Genomic DNA, 14,289 nt, shown 5'->3' with positions numbered 1-14,289 from the left:
CCATCTCAGCGTTGACCGCGAAACCGGTTGTCCCCAATGCAACCGGGCGAAGCGCCGTTTGACCTCACGAGCGCAATCCCGTTGCAGGAATGATGGTAGGGGAGGCTAAAGTGACTTGTCGGCTCCCATATGGGGGATGCCGGGGGTTTTACTTGAAGGCGAGCATGGTCCGCACCAGCTCCGCCTGCCTACCGACACCTGCTTTGTGAAAGATCGTCTTCAGGCGTTGGCGGGCGGTGTTTTCGGTGATGGCCAGCCTTCCGGCTGCCTCAACGGGACTGTCTCCAGCGAGCAATCGTTCGCAAAATCTTGTCTCCGCCGGGGTGAGGCGGTGGTGACGGGCAAAGCGGGCCACGGCACCGCCTGACGTGCTTCGCGTGACATTCTTGAGAAGAATGAGCGCGTGCGGCGGGTAGGGAAACAACACGCCGACGCGGCTGGCGGGCAGCCGGATCCTGCACAATTGCATAAGGTGGACGTCGCCGTCCGCGACGAAACAATATTCGTCGCACTCTGGCGCATGACCCGCGACCAACGAATGGACATGCCGCGCGAGAACGCCGTGGTGGGCCGGGTTTGTCATCGACAGCTTTCCGCCGACCGATCGGATCACCCGGCCTGAACCAAATTGGGCCAGCGCCCGTTCATTCGCCTCGATAACCGTCATTCGGGCATCGCAGACGATAGCCGCGTGGTCGAAGCGCTGGGCGACGGCACCGGCAGCGGCGGCAGTGCGGCACGCATCGCTGAGGTGGCGGGCCAGGCGCACGGCGCGCCGCAAGGGGCCGGCGATACGTTTTAAGACAGCCGATGTCGCCGGATCGTAGCCCTTGCGCAGATGCATGGGATAATGCACGGGCACGTGGACAAGGTCGCGCAGCCCGCCGTCGATCTTCACGCCGGACGCCGCCTCGACCGTTCGCTGCGGCAGCACCCAGTCATTGTAGAATTCCGAATCTGGAAAGGCACGCGCCGGACAATGCTGCTCGGCCACGAGCACGACGCCGGCGGGCGTGCGCGCCCAGATGTCCACCCACGGATTCACGTAGGCATAGTGCTCCATGTAGCTTGCGAGATAGTCGGGCGCGACATTGCACTCGGCGAAGAAATTGACCCTGTCGTTCGTGAAGTCCTGATTGATGATCGAGAAGAAGGCGGCGGGAAATCCGTCGACAAATCGGGCGGCAACGTCGCTCCAGTCCGCCTGGCCCAATGCAGCCAGTTCGATCGCCTCGCTCACGTCGGCGCTGATGCGGGCAATGCGATCGTCGTCATAGGCCCGCATCATCGCCTCACCCAAAGGCCAGCATGCGGCGCATGAGTTCCGCCTGGCGGTTGGTATCGGTTTTCTGGAAGATGGTCTTGAGACGCTGACGTGCCGTGTTCTTGCTGATTGCAAGATGCGCCGCGGCGGCCTTGACGCTGTCGCCCGCGGCGAGGCGCTCGCAAAAGCGCAGTTCAGACGGGGTAAGCTGGTGATGGCGCGAAAAGCGTTCGAGTGCCGTCGAATGACGCGGATCGTCGATGTCACGCGCCAGAATGAGAACGAGCGGACGTGGGGGCATCAAGGCCGCGCCGGGCGCTGCGTCAACGCGGATCGAGGCGAGATGGACGAGAAAGCGCGTTTCACCATGCGTGACGAGCAGACTGTCGAAAGCGACGGCCTTGCCGAACGCGATCTGCCTGACGCTTTGGGCCAGCACCGAATTGGCCGCTGCAGCGGGCAGATGCAGCCGGCCCGCCAGCGAGCGCATGAAACCGGCGGCCTGGAAACTCGCCAGCGCATCCTCGTTCGCATCGACGATCGCCAAATTGGCATCCACCACGACCGCCAGCCGATCAAGCCGGTCGACCACCGCGCCGCGTCCAGCACCACGCTCCTGGGCATCGCTGATCTGACGCGCAAGCCGCACCGCACGCTTCATTGGTCCGCGTATCTGGCGATAGAACGCAGCCAGGGCAGGGCCATACGACGCTTGCCAGTCGGGCGAAAAATGCGTTGCCCAGAAGATCATGTCTTTCGGCGAACCGTGGATGCGCATTCCGGCTCCGGCGTCGTAATGGCGCTGAGGGCGAAGCCAATCCTGATAAAATTCGGTATCAAGAAACGAGCGCGCCGGTGCAATTTCTTCCGAGATCAAGAGACCGCCGGAGGGAAGCCGCCCAAAGACCGGGAGCCAAGGATTACAGAAGGCGTAGTGGGTCAGATAGCTGTCCAGATAGTCGGGAAGGATATTGCAGACCGAGTAATGATTGAGCCGATCCGCATTGCTGTCCACGTTGATGACGGCGGCGTAGGAGCCGGGAAAGCTGTTTGCGGTAAGGGATGTTACGGCATCCCAATCGCCTGCGCCGACCGCTGCCAAGTCGATCGCCTCACCGACTGCGGCACCGATACGATTAATCTCTGCTTCGTCAAAGCGTTTCACCGTCGTCTGTCCCCCTGTCAGACAACAAACGGTGCGGCGGGCGAGTAGAGCGTCCACCACCGGCAAAATATACACGGAATTTCTGAGAAGTAAAACTTGTGGCCGCAGACTTTCGTCTGGCTAAACCAAGGCGTGCGGCAGCATCGATGTGCGTCCGGCTAGCCGACGATCAACGTTCCTGCGCCGTGCTCGGTATAGAGTTCCAGCAATACGGCGTGGGCGACCTTGCCGTTGAGGATGACGACACCTTCCACGCCGGCCTCGATCGCGTCGATGCAGGTCTCGACCTTCGGGATCATTCCCCCCGAAATGGTGCCGTCGGCGATAAGGGCGCGGGCCTCCCTGACGGAGAGTTCCTTGATCAGTTCGCCAGACTTGTCGAGCACACCCGGCACATCGGTAAGAAACAGGAGTCGCGTCGCATTCAGCGATCCTGCGATCGCGCCGGCGAACGTATCGGCATTGATGTTGTAGGTATGCCCGTCGCGGCCCGGCGCGACCGGCGCGATCACGGGGATCATTTCCGAGCGTGCGAGCAGGTCCAGCAGCGTGCGGTCGACTTCCACCACCTCGCCGACAAATCCGAGATCGAGCACCTTCTCGATATTGCTGTCGGCGTCGATGATCGTCTTTTTCGCCTTCTCGGCGAAGACCATGTTCCCGTCCTTGCCGCACAGGCCTATGGCCCACTCTCCCTCCGCGTTGATCATGGCGACGATCTCTTTGTTGATCGATCCGGCCAGAACCATCTCGACGATCTCGACCGTCTTCTGATCGGTGACGCGCAGGCCGCCTTCGAATTTGGATTCAATGCCCATCTTCGTCAGCATCGCGCCGATCTGCGGCCCGCCGCCATGCACGACGATCGGGTTGACGCCCGATTGCTTCAACAACGCGATGTCGCGGGCGAATGCCTGGCCGAGTGCGGCGTCACCCATGGCATGTCCGCCATACTTGACGACGACCGTGCGGTTCTCGTAGCGCTGCATGTAGGGCAGGGCCTGCGAAAGAAGTTCCGCCTTGATCTCGCTGTTGTTCGTTGTGTCGCTGTCGGCCATCCGCATCGTCCCGGAGAGAAAATCACGCGGGTTCTTATCGGGAATGTCGGCGCCGGGCAATCGCCTGAAGCCCGGCCGAAATGTCACGTGGGGTGTCAATTTGCAGTTGCCACGCTATGTTCGCTCGACATCCACTGCGAAGTGCGAGCCCCGGAACGCGACGGCACCATGGCCGATGAAGAGATAGACAAGCTGCTTGCCCGCGTGGCGCTGAAGGATCGAAAGGCCTTTTCGGCGCTCTATGCAAAGTCAGGCGCGAAACTTTTCGGCATAACGTTGCGTATTCTTGGCGAAAGGGGCGAGGCGGAAGAGGCGCTGCAGGAGATTTTCGTCAAGGTCTGGCGGCGCGCCGACCGATTTTCCTCTGGAAGGGCAAGCGGTTTGTCCTGGCTGTCGGCGATCGCGCGCAATCATGCGATCGACAGGATTCGTGCGCGTCGCGCCGTATCTGTCGACCTTGACGAGGCGTACCATCTCTCCGACCCGGCGCATGATCCGGAGGAACTGGCCGTCCTGGGCGGAGAGGGGCGCCGCATCGCCAAGTGCATGGAGGAGTTGGAGCCGGCCAGGGCGGAAGCCGTGGTCAAGGCATATGTGGAAGGGCTGAGCTATGACGAGCTTGCTGCTCGCTACGATGTGCCGTTGAACACCATGAGGACCTGGCTTCGCCGGTCCCTGATGAAGCTGAAAGAGTGTCTGGAACGATGAGTGTCGTTGGCCCGGATGATGGCAGGTTCGAAGGCGGGGACGACGTCCTCGCCGGCGAATATGTGCTCGGTGTCCTGGACGCCGAGGTGCGTCGAGCGGTGGAAATCCGCATCGCCCGCGATCCGGTATTCGCAAAGCTTGTTGCGGCATGGCAGGAGAGGCTGGAGCCGCTCGATGCTGCCTATGAGCCGGTTGCGCCGCCGCGCGCCCTCTATACACGGATCGAACAGCGTCTTTTCCCGGACGAAAAACGCGCGCGGCCGGGGCTTTGGCATTCGCTCACCCTATGGCGCGGTCTGGCCTTCGCCTCGCTGCTCGTCACCATCGGCCTTCTGGCGGCCACTGTCGGTTTCAGACCGGGCGGCGGAGATACGCTCACGGCCGAGCTGACCGCCGAGAATTCGGCGTTCGATCTCGTTGCGCACTACGATGCCGCAAGTGGATCCATCGAAATCGTGCCCGCTGCCTTCGGTGCACCGGAGCGTCAGTCTCTGGAGCTCTGGCTGATCGAAAACGAGGGCGCGGCACCGTTGTCGCTCGGCGTGATACCGCCGACCGGCCGAGGGGCAATCGTCGTGCAAGACGATGTGCGCGCCCTGATGGCCGAGGGCGCGATCCTTGCGCTCAGCCTCGAACCGGAGGGCGGCTCGCCGACTGGGGCCCCAACCGGGCCTGTGGTCGCATCGGGAGCGGCCCGCCGGCCGTAAACGTCCCAGACGGTCCATTTCAACATTTTCGGGGCGCCGTGAAACTTCTTCGCGGCGGACCCCGTAACTGATGCGCGAGAAATGAATTCACCTCGCGTCGCTGCCACGCTGTCCGGATGCGGCGCGAACTGTGCCTCCTGCCGTGTGAGCACCCCAACGCACTCCAAACACACGGTAGGGGGCCTTTTTCCGGGCCACACGCGAGCGTGAGAAGGTTTGGTTCGCCTGTGAGCCGATATCGCCCTAGATTGGTGGAAGCGATACTAGGACTTTTTGAAGCCGAAATGCTGGCCGGGAGAACGCCATGACGATCAAGCGACGCGATTTTCTTTTGTCCGGTGCCGCACTGGCTGCGGTGACGGGAGTGGGTCTCATGTCGATGCGCCGCTTTGACGCTCACGCCGCAACGGAAGGCGACTTCGAAGTGACGAAGAGCGAAGCGGAGTGGCGCGCACTGCTCAGCGACGAGCAGTTCGACGTCCTGCGCAACGAGGCCACCGAGCGGGCCTTCACAAGTCCTTTAAACGAGGAAAAGCGCGCCGGCCTCTTCCACTGTGCCGGCTGTGACCTGCCGGTCTATTCCTCGGAGACGAAGTATGACAGTGGCACCGGATGGCCCAGCTTCTGGGAATCGCTGCCGGACGCAATCGGCACGAAGGACGACAACACGCTCTTCATGACCCGCACCGAATGCCATTGCCGTCGATGCGGCGGCCATTTCGGCCACATCTTCGATGATGGCCCGCCGCCGACCGGCAAGCGCCACTGCCTGAACGGGCTCGCCCTGACCTTCAAACCGGGCGCGGCGACACCTGCCTGACGCATTGCGCTGCCATTGCCGTCGCCGGCTTGTCTTGGACGGCAAAGCGGTCGAAAATCGCCCTGCTGCAGGAGACCGGGGTGATGGATATCCGAGCGACGCTTGCGGAGCTCTGTTCTGCCTTCAATGCGCACGACATCGATCGCATCATGGCATGCTTCCACGACGATTGTATCCTTGAGATGCCGCGTGGCGAAAAGCCGTGGGGCGCCCGCTTCACGGGCCGGAGAGACGTGCGCGCCGCCCTCCTGACACGCTTTGAGGGCCTTCCCGACGTCCATTACGCAGACGAGGAGCACTTCGCGGACGAGGCGGCCAGGACGGGCATGTCGAAATGGCTCCTGACGGGAACCGCGCGGGACGGCACCCGCAAGAAAGTGCGCGGCTGCGACTTCTATACGTTTCGCGATGGCAAGGTGGTCCGCAAGGACTCCTACTGGAAGATCGTCGAGTAGGCGCCGGCCGCAGGCGCGCTACGACCGCACAGCGGTGACGATGGCATCACGCATTTCGACGATGCCGGACCCCTTTTCCGACGAGGTCGCCAAAATCTCTGGGAACGTCGCAGGCCGTTTGGCGATCCGATCAGTCGTTTCGTTCAGCAGGCGGGCCACCGCGGGTTGCTTGATCTTGTCGATCTTGGTCAGCACCACCTGGTAGGAGACGGCTGCCTTGTCGAGCAGTTCAAGCACCTCGATATCGTTCGGCTTGATGCCGTGCCGGGCATCGATCAGCACATAGACGCGTTTCAGCGTCGCGCGCCCCCTCAGGTAGTCGAACACGAGCTTGGTCCACTGGTCGACCTGCGCCTTCGGCGCCTTGGCGTAGCCGTAGCCAGGCATGTCGACGACGGCGAGCCCCGGCAGGTCTTCGCCTTCACCGGTATGGCCGTCGGGAACGAAATAGTTCAGTTCCTGCGTCCGTCCGGGCGTGTTCGAGGTGCGCGCCAGACCTTTCTGGGCCAAGAGCGCATTGATCAAAGATGATTTGCCGACATTGGACCGGCCGGCGAAGGCGACTTCCGGCGGGCCCTCGGGCGGCAGGAACTTCATCGCCGGAACGCCCCTTATGAAGACCCAGGGGCGCAGGAAGAAATTGCCGTCTTTCGGTATCGCCATGTCGTTGGTCATTTCTCGTATGCCCGGCCGCTCGCGGTGCGTCGTTGCAAGCAAAAGACCCCGATCCTTCGACCGGGGTCCCAGCTTTCCTCGAACTATTCCGCCGGTTTCGGCTTCTTCCGGAACAGTCCCTTGAGATTGTCCCAAAGCTCGATCTTCGCACCCTGGCGCTTCATGATGAAGCCCTGCTGGATGATCGAGAGGGTATTGTTCCATGCCCAATAGATGACCAGACCTGCAGGAAAGGTCGCCAGCATGAAGGTGAAGACCACCGGCATCCAGTTGAAGATCATCTGCTGGGTCGGATCCGGCGGCGTCGGGTTCATCCGCATCTGCATGAACATCGTGACGCCCATGATCAGCGGCCAGACGCCGATGAGCAGGAAGCCTGGCACGTCATAAGGCAGGAGCCCGAACAGATTGAAGATCGAGGTCGGGTCCGGCGCGGAAAGATCCTGGATCCAGCCGAAGAACGGCGCGTGGCGCATCTCGATCGTGACGTAGATCACCTTGTAGAGCGCGAAGAAGACGGGAATCTGGAGAAGGACCGGCCAACATCCGGCAATCGGATTGATCTTTTCCTTCTTGTAGAGCTCCATCATGGCCTGCTGCATGGCCATCCGGTCGTCGCCGTGCTTCTTCTTGATCTCCTCCATCTTCGGCTGAACCTTCTTCATGTTCGCCATGGAGACGTAGCTCTTGTTGGCGAGCGGGAAGAAGATGAGCTTGATGATGACCGTCGTGATCAGGATCGACACGCCGAAATTGCCGAGCACGCGATAGAAGAAATCGAGCACGTAGAAGAGCGGCTTGGTGATGAAATAGAACCAGCCCCAGTCTATCATCAGATCGAAGCTCGGAATCTGGAACTGTTCCTCGTAGCCGTCGATGATCGGCACCTGCTTGGCGCCGGCAAACATCAGATTGCTGACCTCGCCGGTCTCGCCGGCGCCGATCGTAATCGGCTCGGAGCGAAAATCGGTCTGATATCGTGCACGTCCATCGTCGAAATAGGCAAAGCGGGAGGTGAACGGATTCCCCTGATCCGGGATGAGCGCCGTTGCCCAGTATTTGTCCGTGATGCCCATCCAGCCTGCCGGGACCGTCGCGACATCGATGCGGCCATCTTCTTCGATGTCACCGTAGTCAACTTCCTGCAGGCCGTCCTCGCCGAAATAGCCGAGCATGCCTTCGTGAAGGACGAAGATGGACGGTGTCGTCGGTTTCGAAAAGCGGGTCGAACGCCCGTAGGACGACAGCGAAACGGCGTCCTCGCCGGTATTCTCGACAGCGTCGTCGACCTGGAACATGAAGTCGTCGTCGACCGATATGGTACGCGTGAAGACGAGGCCCGCTTCGTTCTCATAGGTCAGTGTCACGGGCTGGTCGTCGGTAAGCGTCGCGCCCTCCGGTGCTTGCCAGACCGTATCCGGTCCCGGCACCGTGCCGGATGCTTCGTTCCCGATGAAACCGAATTCTACGAAGTAGCCGGTGTCGATTGCGGCCGGCGAGAGGAGCGTGATGATCGGGCTGTCGTCGTCGACGGTCTCTCGGTAATCCTTGAGGCTGAGGTCGTCGAACCGCGCTCCGCTGAGGTTTATCGAGCCGGACAACGACGGTGTATCGATCTGAACGCGATCGCTGGCGTCGACCGCCGCCTCGCGGCTGACAGTCGTGGGAGCTGCGGTTTCCTGTTGCGCACCCTCCGGCAGGTTGGCCTCGGGCGCCGGCTGGCCTTCGGTGCCGGGGCTCGGATCGCGTGACACGCGCTCCTGCTGGACTTCGTTGGCGCGACGCTCGTCTTCAACGCGCGGATTGATGTAGAAGAACTGCCATACCACGAGCACAAGCACGGAAAGTGCGATTGCCACGAAGTAGTTGCGGTTGTTATCCATCATGTTTCCCTGGATTGGGCATTGGACTTCGCCGCCCTCGGGCTGTGTCCGCCGATCGGCGACGGAAGGCGAGGCGGTGGTCGTCTACCGGGTCGCGCCCGGTGGCCGGTTGGCACGCTGACCTTCGATGCGGGCTTTGAGTGATGAGGTCAAGCGCGAAAAGGACGCACGCAAGGTGTCGCGGCGGGCGACAAGAACATAGTCATGCCCCGCCTTCAGGCACGGCTCCGCAGACACCCGCACCGCTTCGCGCAGACGTCGGCGCATGCGGTTGCGCTCGACGGCATTGCCCTGCCGCCGTGTGACCGTGAAGCCGACGCGTGCCGGTGTCGTGTCGGCTGGCGCCTGCCGCTGCAGGACCTCCAGCAGAAAAAACGGGCCTTTGCGCCGCTCGCCCTTTTGCACGGCAAGAAAGTCCGGGCGGCGTTTGAGCCGCTCGGACTTTCCTGAATGCGTTGGCTTGCGCATAGACCGTCTCTGTCGCGCGACTATGCCGACAGACGCTTGCGGCCGCGTGCGCGGCGTGCGGCGAGGACCTTGCGGCCGCCGGTGGTTGCCATGCGCGCGCGAAAGCCGTGACGGCGCTTGCGCACGAGTTTGGAAGGCTGGAATGTACGCTTCGTCATTTATTTGAATACCGCGGGGTGCGGCCCTTCTTGATCTGTCGAAAACAGGAGCGTGTGAATATCGCCCGCATCCGGCTCTCAATCGAGACCGTCATCGGCATTGCCGATCGCGGACGTGGCCGGCTTATAGGCAAGGTCGGCCGGCAAAGTCAATGATTGGTGGGATTGGCGGCAAGGCGCTTTCACGCAGACGTGCCCGTCCGCGAGCGATCGTCATTGGTGAGGCAGGCCGCAAGGCGCTACGCGTTGCCTATCGTCGGCCACGCCAAATAGCTAGGGTTCTGTCCCTGGGCCGGGAGTATGTTGAACCGCCGACCTCGCGAGGGCTGAGATGAGCAGGCAAGGCGCACGAAGCGTGGCGCAGATGAACGAACGACCGAACGGGTGGCCGCGGGCACTGAAATTTCTGCCGATCATGGTGATCCTGTTCGGTCTGACCATCGGCTATTTGCTCGGACTTCACCAATATCTAACGCTGGACGCGCTGGCAGAGCGCCGGTTGGCGCTCCTTGGCTATGTTGAGGCCAACCGCCTTCTGGCCGTCTCGCTCTATTTCGTCGTCTATCTGTTGGCGGTCGCCTTTGCATTTCCTGCCGCGTCTGTGCTGACGATCTTCGGCGGGTTTCTCTTCGGCTGGCTCACCGGGGGCATCGTGACGGCACTCGCCGCCACCCTCGGTGCCACCGTTCTGTTCATCGCGGCGCGCTCGGCCCTCTCGGACCTGCTGCGCCGCAAGCTCGGTCCACGTCTGGAGCGACTGCGCAGCGGCTTTTCCGAAGATGCCTTCTCCTATCTGCTGGTTTTGCGGCTTGCGCCGGTTTTCCCCTTCTTCCTGGTCAATATCGCCCCAGCCTTTTTCGGCGTGAGGACACGCACCTATATGGCCGCGACGCTGCTCGGCATCCTGCCCGGAACGTTCGCCTATGCCTATCTCGGCGCCGGCATCGACAGTGTCCTGGCGGCGGCGGCCGAGGCCGGACGCTCCGTCACGCTTGCCGATATCGTCACGCCGAAGATCACCATCGCCTTTCTCCTTCTGGCCGCGGTCGCCGCGCTGCCCGTCGTGATCCGGAAGTTGCGCCTGCTCAAGCGCCCGTGACGATCCTGAGCGTGTCGGTGCGCGTAAACGATCTGGTTGCGTCGCTGTGATAGAGCCTTTCGCCAGGCAACGTGCGAGCGGCAGAAAGGTCAGGCCATGAAAGAGCTCAAACCCGACATTTGCGTCATCGGTGCCGGATCGGGTGGCCTGACCGTGGCTGCCGCCGCGGCAGCTTTCGGCGTCAAGGTGGTCCTCGTGGAAAAGGGTGCGATGGGCGGCGACTGCCTGAATTTCGGATGTGTTCCGTCGAAGGCCATCATCGCCGCAGCAAAGCATGCCCATGCCATCGGCGAGGCGCCGGCATTCGGCGTCAGCGCCGGCGCACCGAAAGTCGATTTCGGCCGCGTAAACCGGCATGTGCGTAATGTCATCGCCGCCATCGCCCCGAACGATTCGGTCGAGCGGTTTACTGCCCTGGGCGTAACGGTCGTCAAGGCCGAGGCCCGCTTTGCCGACCCGCACACCGTGGAGGCTGATGGCTACCGGATCCGTGCCCGCCGCTTCGTGATCGCCACCGGCTCGGCGCCGTTCGTGCCTGACATACCGGGACTTGCCGAAACCGGGTTCCTGACAAACGAGACCCTTTTTGATCGGACGACCAAACCGCAGCACCTGATCGTCATCGGCGGCGGACCGATCGGATTGGAGATGGCGCAGGCTCATCGCCGTCTCGGCGCCGAGGTCACGGTGATCGAGGGAGACCGGGTGCTTGCGCGCGAAGATCCCGAGCTTGCGTCCCAGATCGCCGACTGCCTGCGACGGGAAGGCGTGACGCTGATCGAAACCGCCTCCGTGAAAAGGGTCGAGCGTCGCGGCAAGACCAGGATCGCTGTGCTTTGCCGCAAAGGCGATGACGAGATCGTGGTGCGCGGCAGCGACATTCTTCTTGCCACCGGTCGAACGCCGGCACTGGGCGGTCTCGACCTGGCGGCGGCGAAGATCGCCTTCAACGAAAAGGGTGTGAAGGTCGGCGCCAATCTCAAGACGAGCAACCGCCGTGTCTTCGCCATCGGCGATGCCGTTGCCGGCGGGCTTCAGTTCACACATGTCGCCAACTACCATGCCGGACTGGTCGTTCAGCAGATCCTCTTCCGTCTTCCGGCACGCGAGAAGCGTCACCTCGTCCCACGCGTTACCTATACCGATCCGGAAATCGCGCATGTCGGTCTTGGCGAGGCCGAAGCGCGCCGGTCCCATCGCCGCCTTTCCGTCCTTCGCTGGCCGGTGGCGGAGAACGACCGGGCGCAGGCGGAGCGGCGGCTGGATGGCGAGATCAAGGTGATCGCGGATCGCAAGGGCCGTATCCTCGGTGCCTCGATCATGGCGCCGGGCGCCGGTGAGATGATCGGCGCCTGGACGCTCGCCGTGACCAAGCGCATGACACTCGGCGACATGCGCGCCGTCATCGCGCCCTATCCGACGATCGCCGAGATAGGAAAGCGCGCCGCGATCTCCTATTATGCCCCGATGACGCGCAAACCGTTCGTGCGAAGGATCGTCGCTTTTCTCCGGCGGTTCGGCTGAGGCGGGCCGCGCGCCGTGTCGCCAAGGGCTGGAGACGGAATGACAGCAAGCACAGCACCGCCGGCAGCTGGGAGCGCGACAGTGACGGGGTCGCATCAGGGTCCGCGACCGGGACGCGGCTTGTCGGGCAAGCTGCTCTTGTTGACGGTGCTCTTCGTCATGATCGCCGAAGTGCTGATCTTCGTGCCCTCGGTCGCCAACATGCGTATGCGTTGGCTGCAGGACAAGCTCTCCACCGCCGCGTCGGCGAGCCTCGTCATCGAGGGCTTCGACGAAATGGACTTGCCCGAACCGGTCGAGACGGAAACGCTCATGAGCACCGGAACCAAGGCGATCGTGCTGAGGCGCGACGGCGCCTCGCGCCTCATTGCCAGCGCCGACATGCCGACCGAGGTGGACGGGCAGTACGACCTTGCCGCCGTAGGGCCGGCGGGTGCGATGATCGATGCCTTCGATACGCTTTTCTTCGGCGGCGACAGGCTGATCCGCGTCTTTGGACCGGTCGGTGAGAGCCAGATGGTTATCGAGGTGGTGATGGAGGAGCGTCCGCTGAGGGACGCCATGCTCGTCTACGCCCGCAATGTCCTTTTTCTGTCGCTGATCATCTCCTTCATTACCGCCGGCCTCGTCTTCTTCGCCATCAATCGGCTGATGATACGCCCGATCCGTCGGCTGACGCGAAGCATGGAAGCATTTGCCGAGCATCCCGAGAACCCGGATCGCGTCATCATCCCGCGCGGCAGCGACGACGAACTGGGCGAAGCCGAAGACCATCTGGCTGCCATGCAGCGCCAGCTCCAACGCACCTTGAAGCAGCAGAAGAACCTGGCCGATCTTGGCCTCGCCGTCTCCAAGATCAACCATGACATGCGCAACATCCTGGCATCTGCCCATTTGATGTCGGACCGCCTGGCCGGCGTCGACGATCCCGTCGTCAAGCGCTTCGCGCCCAAGCTGCTGCGCACCATCGATCGCGCGGTCGCCTATTCGGGCGAGGTGCTCGCCTATGGCCGCGCCCGCGAGGCCGAGCCGAAACGCCGTTGGGTCGATCTCACTCGGCTGGTCGAGGACGTGCGCGACCTCGTCATGGTCGAGCCGCAGCCCGATATTGCTTTCGTCGTCGATGTCGAGCCGGGCCTGGAGGTAGAGGCCGACAGCGAACAGCTTTTCCGCGTCATCCACAATCTGGTCCGCAACGCGTTCGAGGCGCTGCGGGCGATGGAAGGCGACAGCGCCCTAGTGCGCCGCATCACGCTCACCGCGCGCCGATCGGGCAGCGTCGTCACCATCCTCGTCGACGACACGGGACCAGGCATGCCGGCCGAAGCACGCGCCAACCTGTTCACCGCCTTCAAGGGGTCGGCCCGCTCCGGTGGTACGGGGCTCGGTCTGGCGATCGCCCGCGAGCTGGTCACCGCACATGGCGGCACGCTCGAACTGGTCGACAAGCCGGACCCCGGCACCGCCTTTCGCATCGTGCTGCCCGACCAGCCGGTTTCCATGTCCGCCTTCCGCGCCCGCAAGGACCCCGGCGACGACTCCGGTCGCCACAGTCTGCCCTGAGCGCTGCGGCGAAAAATTTGCCTTCAAGCCTTGCAATGCCCCCGCCGAGGCGATAGGAGACGGCCTCGCGGACGAAGCGCCACGTCTTCTCCGCCAACGCGCCCGTAGCTCAGCTGGATAGAGCACCAGACTACGAATCTGGGGGTCAGAGGTTCGAATCCTTTCGGGCGCGCCATTTTCCTAAAATTATCAATGTATTGCCCGTGATCGATCCGTGCGGGTCAGCTTGGGTCCGGCTCCCAGGCCATCCTTGTCGCGACATAGGTGAAAGAGGCGGACCAGCCGATCAGGACGAAGCCGTTCAGCGCCTGGAATCCGCTGATGAGCCGCAGATTGCCGGTCGGGTATATGTCGCCGACGCCGAGTGTCGTGAAGCTCATCAGCGAGAGATACAGCGGATCGAGCGGATAGCCCTCGGTCTTGCCGGCGATCGTGCCGAGGTGTCCGTCAGCCACCCCGTAGGCGAAGGCGTAAAGCAGCACAGAAAGGATGTGCGCGATCAGCACGCCGGCCATGCCGATGCCGATGCGGCCGCGATGGATTGCCGGAAAGGCATTGATGAGCCGTCCGGTGATGCGCAAGGTCTCGTAGTGCATGAGCACCGAGAGCGCGGTAAGGAGAAGCGACAGGCCTATGGCGACGACGAATTCCATTGTTCCACTCTAGTCTCCGCGACCGTGCAGCAGAACCCGCCGGTGCCTCCGCCTTTCGGGGAGCCGGGGTTCTGGAACTGGAATGCCTC

At 62.7% G+C, this 14,289-nt stretch carries 15 protein-coding genes and 1 tRNA gene; 8 read left to right on the top strand and 8 right to left on the bottom strand.

Going from position 1 to position 14,289, the window contains the following annotated elements; translation table 11 throughout:
- Window positions 1–148 precede the first annotated feature (148 nt).
- The 3 genes from CN673_RS08020 to argB form a co-directional block, all read right to left on the bottom strand.
- Window positions 149–1,288: a helix-turn-helix transcriptional regulator gene (locus CN673_RS08020; protein WP_099865741.1), complete on the bottom strand. Its 1,140-nt coding sequence runs from the start codon at window positions 1,286–1,288 to the stop codon at window positions 149–151.
- 4 nt (window positions 1,289–1,292) lie between these two features.
- Window positions 1,293–2,429, bottom strand: coding sequence for a helix-turn-helix transcriptional regulator (locus CN673_RS08015; RefSeq protein ID WP_099865740.1), 1,137 nt, complete (start codon window positions 2,427–2,429; stop codon window positions 1,293–1,295).
- Between the two features lie 158 nt (window positions 2,430–2,587).
- The gene (gene argB, locus CN673_RS08010) at window positions 2,588–3,487 is read right to left on the bottom strand and encodes an acetylglutamate kinase (RefSeq protein ID WP_099866101.1); all 900 of its coding nucleotides are present in this window, start codon (window positions 3,485–3,487) and stop codon (window positions 2,588–2,590) included.
- Window positions 3,488–3,655: 168 nt separating this feature from the next.
- Between argB and CN673_RS08005 the strand changes: the two genes are divergently transcribed.
- The 4 genes from CN673_RS08005 to CN673_RS07990 all read left to right on the top strand — a co-directional run bounded on the left by CN673_RS08005 (window position 3,656) and on the right by CN673_RS07990 (window position 6,177).
- Window positions 3,656–4,195, top strand: a complete 540-nt coding sequence (locus CN673_RS08005) for a sigma-70 family RNA polymerase sigma factor (RefSeq protein ID WP_099865739.1) — start codon at window positions 3,656–3,658, stop codon at window positions 4,193–4,195.
- Entirely contained in the window at window positions 4,192–4,902 is a 711-nt protein-coding gene (locus CN673_RS08000; protein ID WP_099865738.1) for an anti-sigma factor, read from the top strand. The genes CN673_RS08005 and CN673_RS08000 overlap by 4 nt, the downstream gene beginning before the upstream one ends.
- A gap of 304 nt (window positions 4,903–5,206) precedes the next feature.
- The gene (gene msrB, locus CN673_RS07995; protein ID WP_099865737.1) at window positions 5,207–5,722 is read left to right on the top strand and encodes a peptide-methionine (R)-S-oxide reductase MsrB; all 516 of its coding nucleotides are present in this window, start codon (window positions 5,207–5,209) and stop codon (window positions 5,720–5,722) included.
- An 83-nt stretch (window positions 5,723–5,805) separates the two neighbouring features.
- Window positions 5,806–6,177, top strand: a complete 372-nt coding sequence (locus tag CN673_RS07990; RefSeq protein WP_099866100.1) for a nuclear transport factor 2 family protein — start codon at window positions 5,806–5,808, stop codon at window positions 6,175–6,177.
- An 18-nt stretch (window positions 6,178–6,195) separates the two neighbouring features.
- On the opposite strand, the gene yihA is transcribed toward CN673_RS07990, so the two are convergent.
- The 4 genes from yihA to rpmH form a co-directional block, all read right to left on the bottom strand.
- Window positions 6,196–6,840: a ribosome biogenesis GTP-binding protein YihA/YsxC gene (gene yihA / locus CN673_RS07985; protein ID WP_099866099.1), complete on the bottom strand. Its 645-nt coding sequence runs from the start codon at window positions 6,838–6,840 to the stop codon at window positions 6,196–6,198.
- A 95-nt stretch (window positions 6,841–6,935) separates the two neighbouring features.
- A complete protein-coding gene (gene yidC, locus CN673_RS07980) occupies window positions 6,936–8,735 on the bottom strand; it encodes a membrane protein insertase YidC (protein WP_198585946.1) in 1,800 nt (599 codons plus the stop codon).
- Between the two features lie 84 nt (window positions 8,736–8,819).
- A complete protein-coding gene (rnpA, locus tag CN673_RS07975; protein ID WP_099865735.1) occupies window positions 8,820–9,203 on the bottom strand; it encodes a ribonuclease P protein component in 384 nt (127 codons plus the stop codon).
- Between the two features lie 20 nt (window positions 9,204–9,223).
- Window positions 9,224–9,361, bottom strand: coding sequence for a 50S ribosomal protein L34 (gene rpmH / locus CN673_RS07970; protein ID WP_099865734.1), 138 nt, complete (start codon window positions 9,359–9,361; stop codon window positions 9,224–9,226).
- A 331-nt stretch (window positions 9,362–9,692) separates the two neighbouring features.
- Between rpmH and CN673_RS07965 the strand changes: the two genes are divergently transcribed.
- The 4 genes from CN673_RS07965 (at window position 9,693) to CN673_RS07950 (ending at window position 13,722) form a co-directional block, all read left to right on the top strand.
- A complete protein-coding gene (locus CN673_RS07965) occupies window positions 9,693–10,460 on the top strand; it encodes a TVP38/TMEM64 family protein (RefSeq protein ID WP_099865733.1) in 768 nt (255 codons plus the stop codon).
- Window positions 10,461–10,556: 96 nt separating this feature from the next.
- Window positions 10,557–11,984, top strand: a complete 1,428-nt coding sequence (locus tag CN673_RS07960) for a dihydrolipoyl dehydrogenase family protein (RefSeq protein WP_099865732.1) — start codon at window positions 10,557–10,559, stop codon at window positions 11,982–11,984.
- Window positions 11,985–12,023: 39 nt separating this feature from the next.
- Complete coding sequence (locus tag CN673_RS07955) at window positions 12,024–13,547, top strand: sensor histidine kinase (RefSeq protein ID WP_099865731.1); 1,524 nt, start codon at window positions 12,024–12,026, stop codon at window positions 13,545–13,547.
- A 98-nt stretch (window positions 13,548–13,645) separates the two neighbouring features.
- Window positions 13,646–13,722, top strand: a tRNA-Arg gene (locus tag CN673_RS07950).
- A gap of 46 nt (window positions 13,723–13,768) precedes the next feature.
- Here CN673_RS07950 and CN673_RS07945 read toward each other — a convergent pair.
- Window positions 13,769–14,200, bottom strand: a complete 432-nt coding sequence (locus CN673_RS07945) for an ion channel (protein ID WP_099865730.1) — start codon at window positions 14,198–14,200, stop codon at window positions 13,769–13,771.
- Window positions 14,201–14,289 lie beyond the last annotated feature (89 nt).

The sequence above is a fragment of the Neopararhizobium haloflavum genome (assembly GCF_002750855.1).
In the GTDB taxonomy this organism is placed as follows: domain Bacteria; phylum Pseudomonadota; class Alphaproteobacteria; order Rhizobiales; family Rhizobiaceae; genus Georhizobium; species Georhizobium haloflavum.
Note: the sequence above shows the minus strand (reverse complement) of the source record. Positions and strands in the feature narration are given on the sequence as shown.

What these genes read in the sequence shown, in the direction of transcription:
- CN673_RS08020 (WP_099865741.1), bottom strand. Translation starts at nt 1,288, where the DNA reads ATGATGCGGGCCTATGACGACGATCGCATTGCCCGCATCAGCGCCGAC.
- argB (WP_099866101.1), bottom strand. Translation starts at nt 3,487, where the DNA reads ATGGCCGACAGCGACACAACGAACAACAGCGAGATCAAGGCGGAACTT.
- CN673_RS08005 (WP_099865739.1), top strand. Translation starts at nt 3,656, where the DNA reads ATGGCCGATGAAGAGATAGACAAGCTGCTTGCCCGCGTGGCGCTGAAG.
- CN673_RS08000 (WP_099865738.1), top strand. Translation starts at nt 4,192, where the DNA reads ATGAGTGTCGTTGGCCCGGATGATGGCAGGTTCGAAGGCGGGGACGAC.
- msrB (WP_099865737.1), top strand. Translation starts at nt 5,207, where the DNA reads ATGACGATCAAGCGACGCGATTTTCTTTTGTCCGGTGCCGCACTGGCT.
- CN673_RS07990 (WP_099866100.1), top strand. Translation starts at nt 5,806, where the DNA reads ATGGATATCCGAGCGACGCTTGCGGAGCTCTGTTCTGCCTTCAATGCG.
- yihA (WP_099866099.1), bottom strand. Translation starts at nt 6,840, where the DNA reads ATGGCGATACCGAAAGACGGCAATTTCTTCCTGCGCCCCTGGGTCTTC.
- yidC (WP_198585946.1), bottom strand. Translation starts at nt 8,735, where the DNA reads ATGGATAACAACCGCAACTACTTCGTGGCAATCGCACTTTCCGTGCTT.
- rnpA (WP_099865735.1), bottom strand. Translation starts at nt 9,203, where the DNA reads ATGCGCAAGCCAACGCATTCAGGAAAGTCCGAGCGGCTCAAACGCCGC.
- rpmH (WP_099865734.1), bottom strand. Translation starts at nt 9,361, where the DNA reads ATGACGAAGCGTACATTCCAGCCTTCCAAACTCGTGCGCAAGCGCCGT.
- CN673_RS07965 (WP_099865733.1), top strand. Translation starts at nt 9,693, where the DNA reads ATGAGCAGGCAAGGCGCACGAAGCGTGGCGCAGATGAACGAACGACCG.
- CN673_RS07960 (WP_099865732.1), top strand. Translation starts at nt 10,557, where the DNA reads ATGAAAGAGCTCAAACCCGACATTTGCGTCATCGGTGCCGGATCGGGT.
- CN673_RS07955 (WP_099865731.1), top strand. Translation starts at nt 12,024, where the DNA reads ATGACAGCAAGCACAGCACCGCCGGCAGCTGGGAGCGCGACAGTGACG.
- CN673_RS07945 (WP_099865730.1), bottom strand. Translation starts at nt 14,200, where the DNA reads ATGGAATTCGTCGTCGCCATAGGCCTGTCGCTTCTCCTTACCGCGCTC.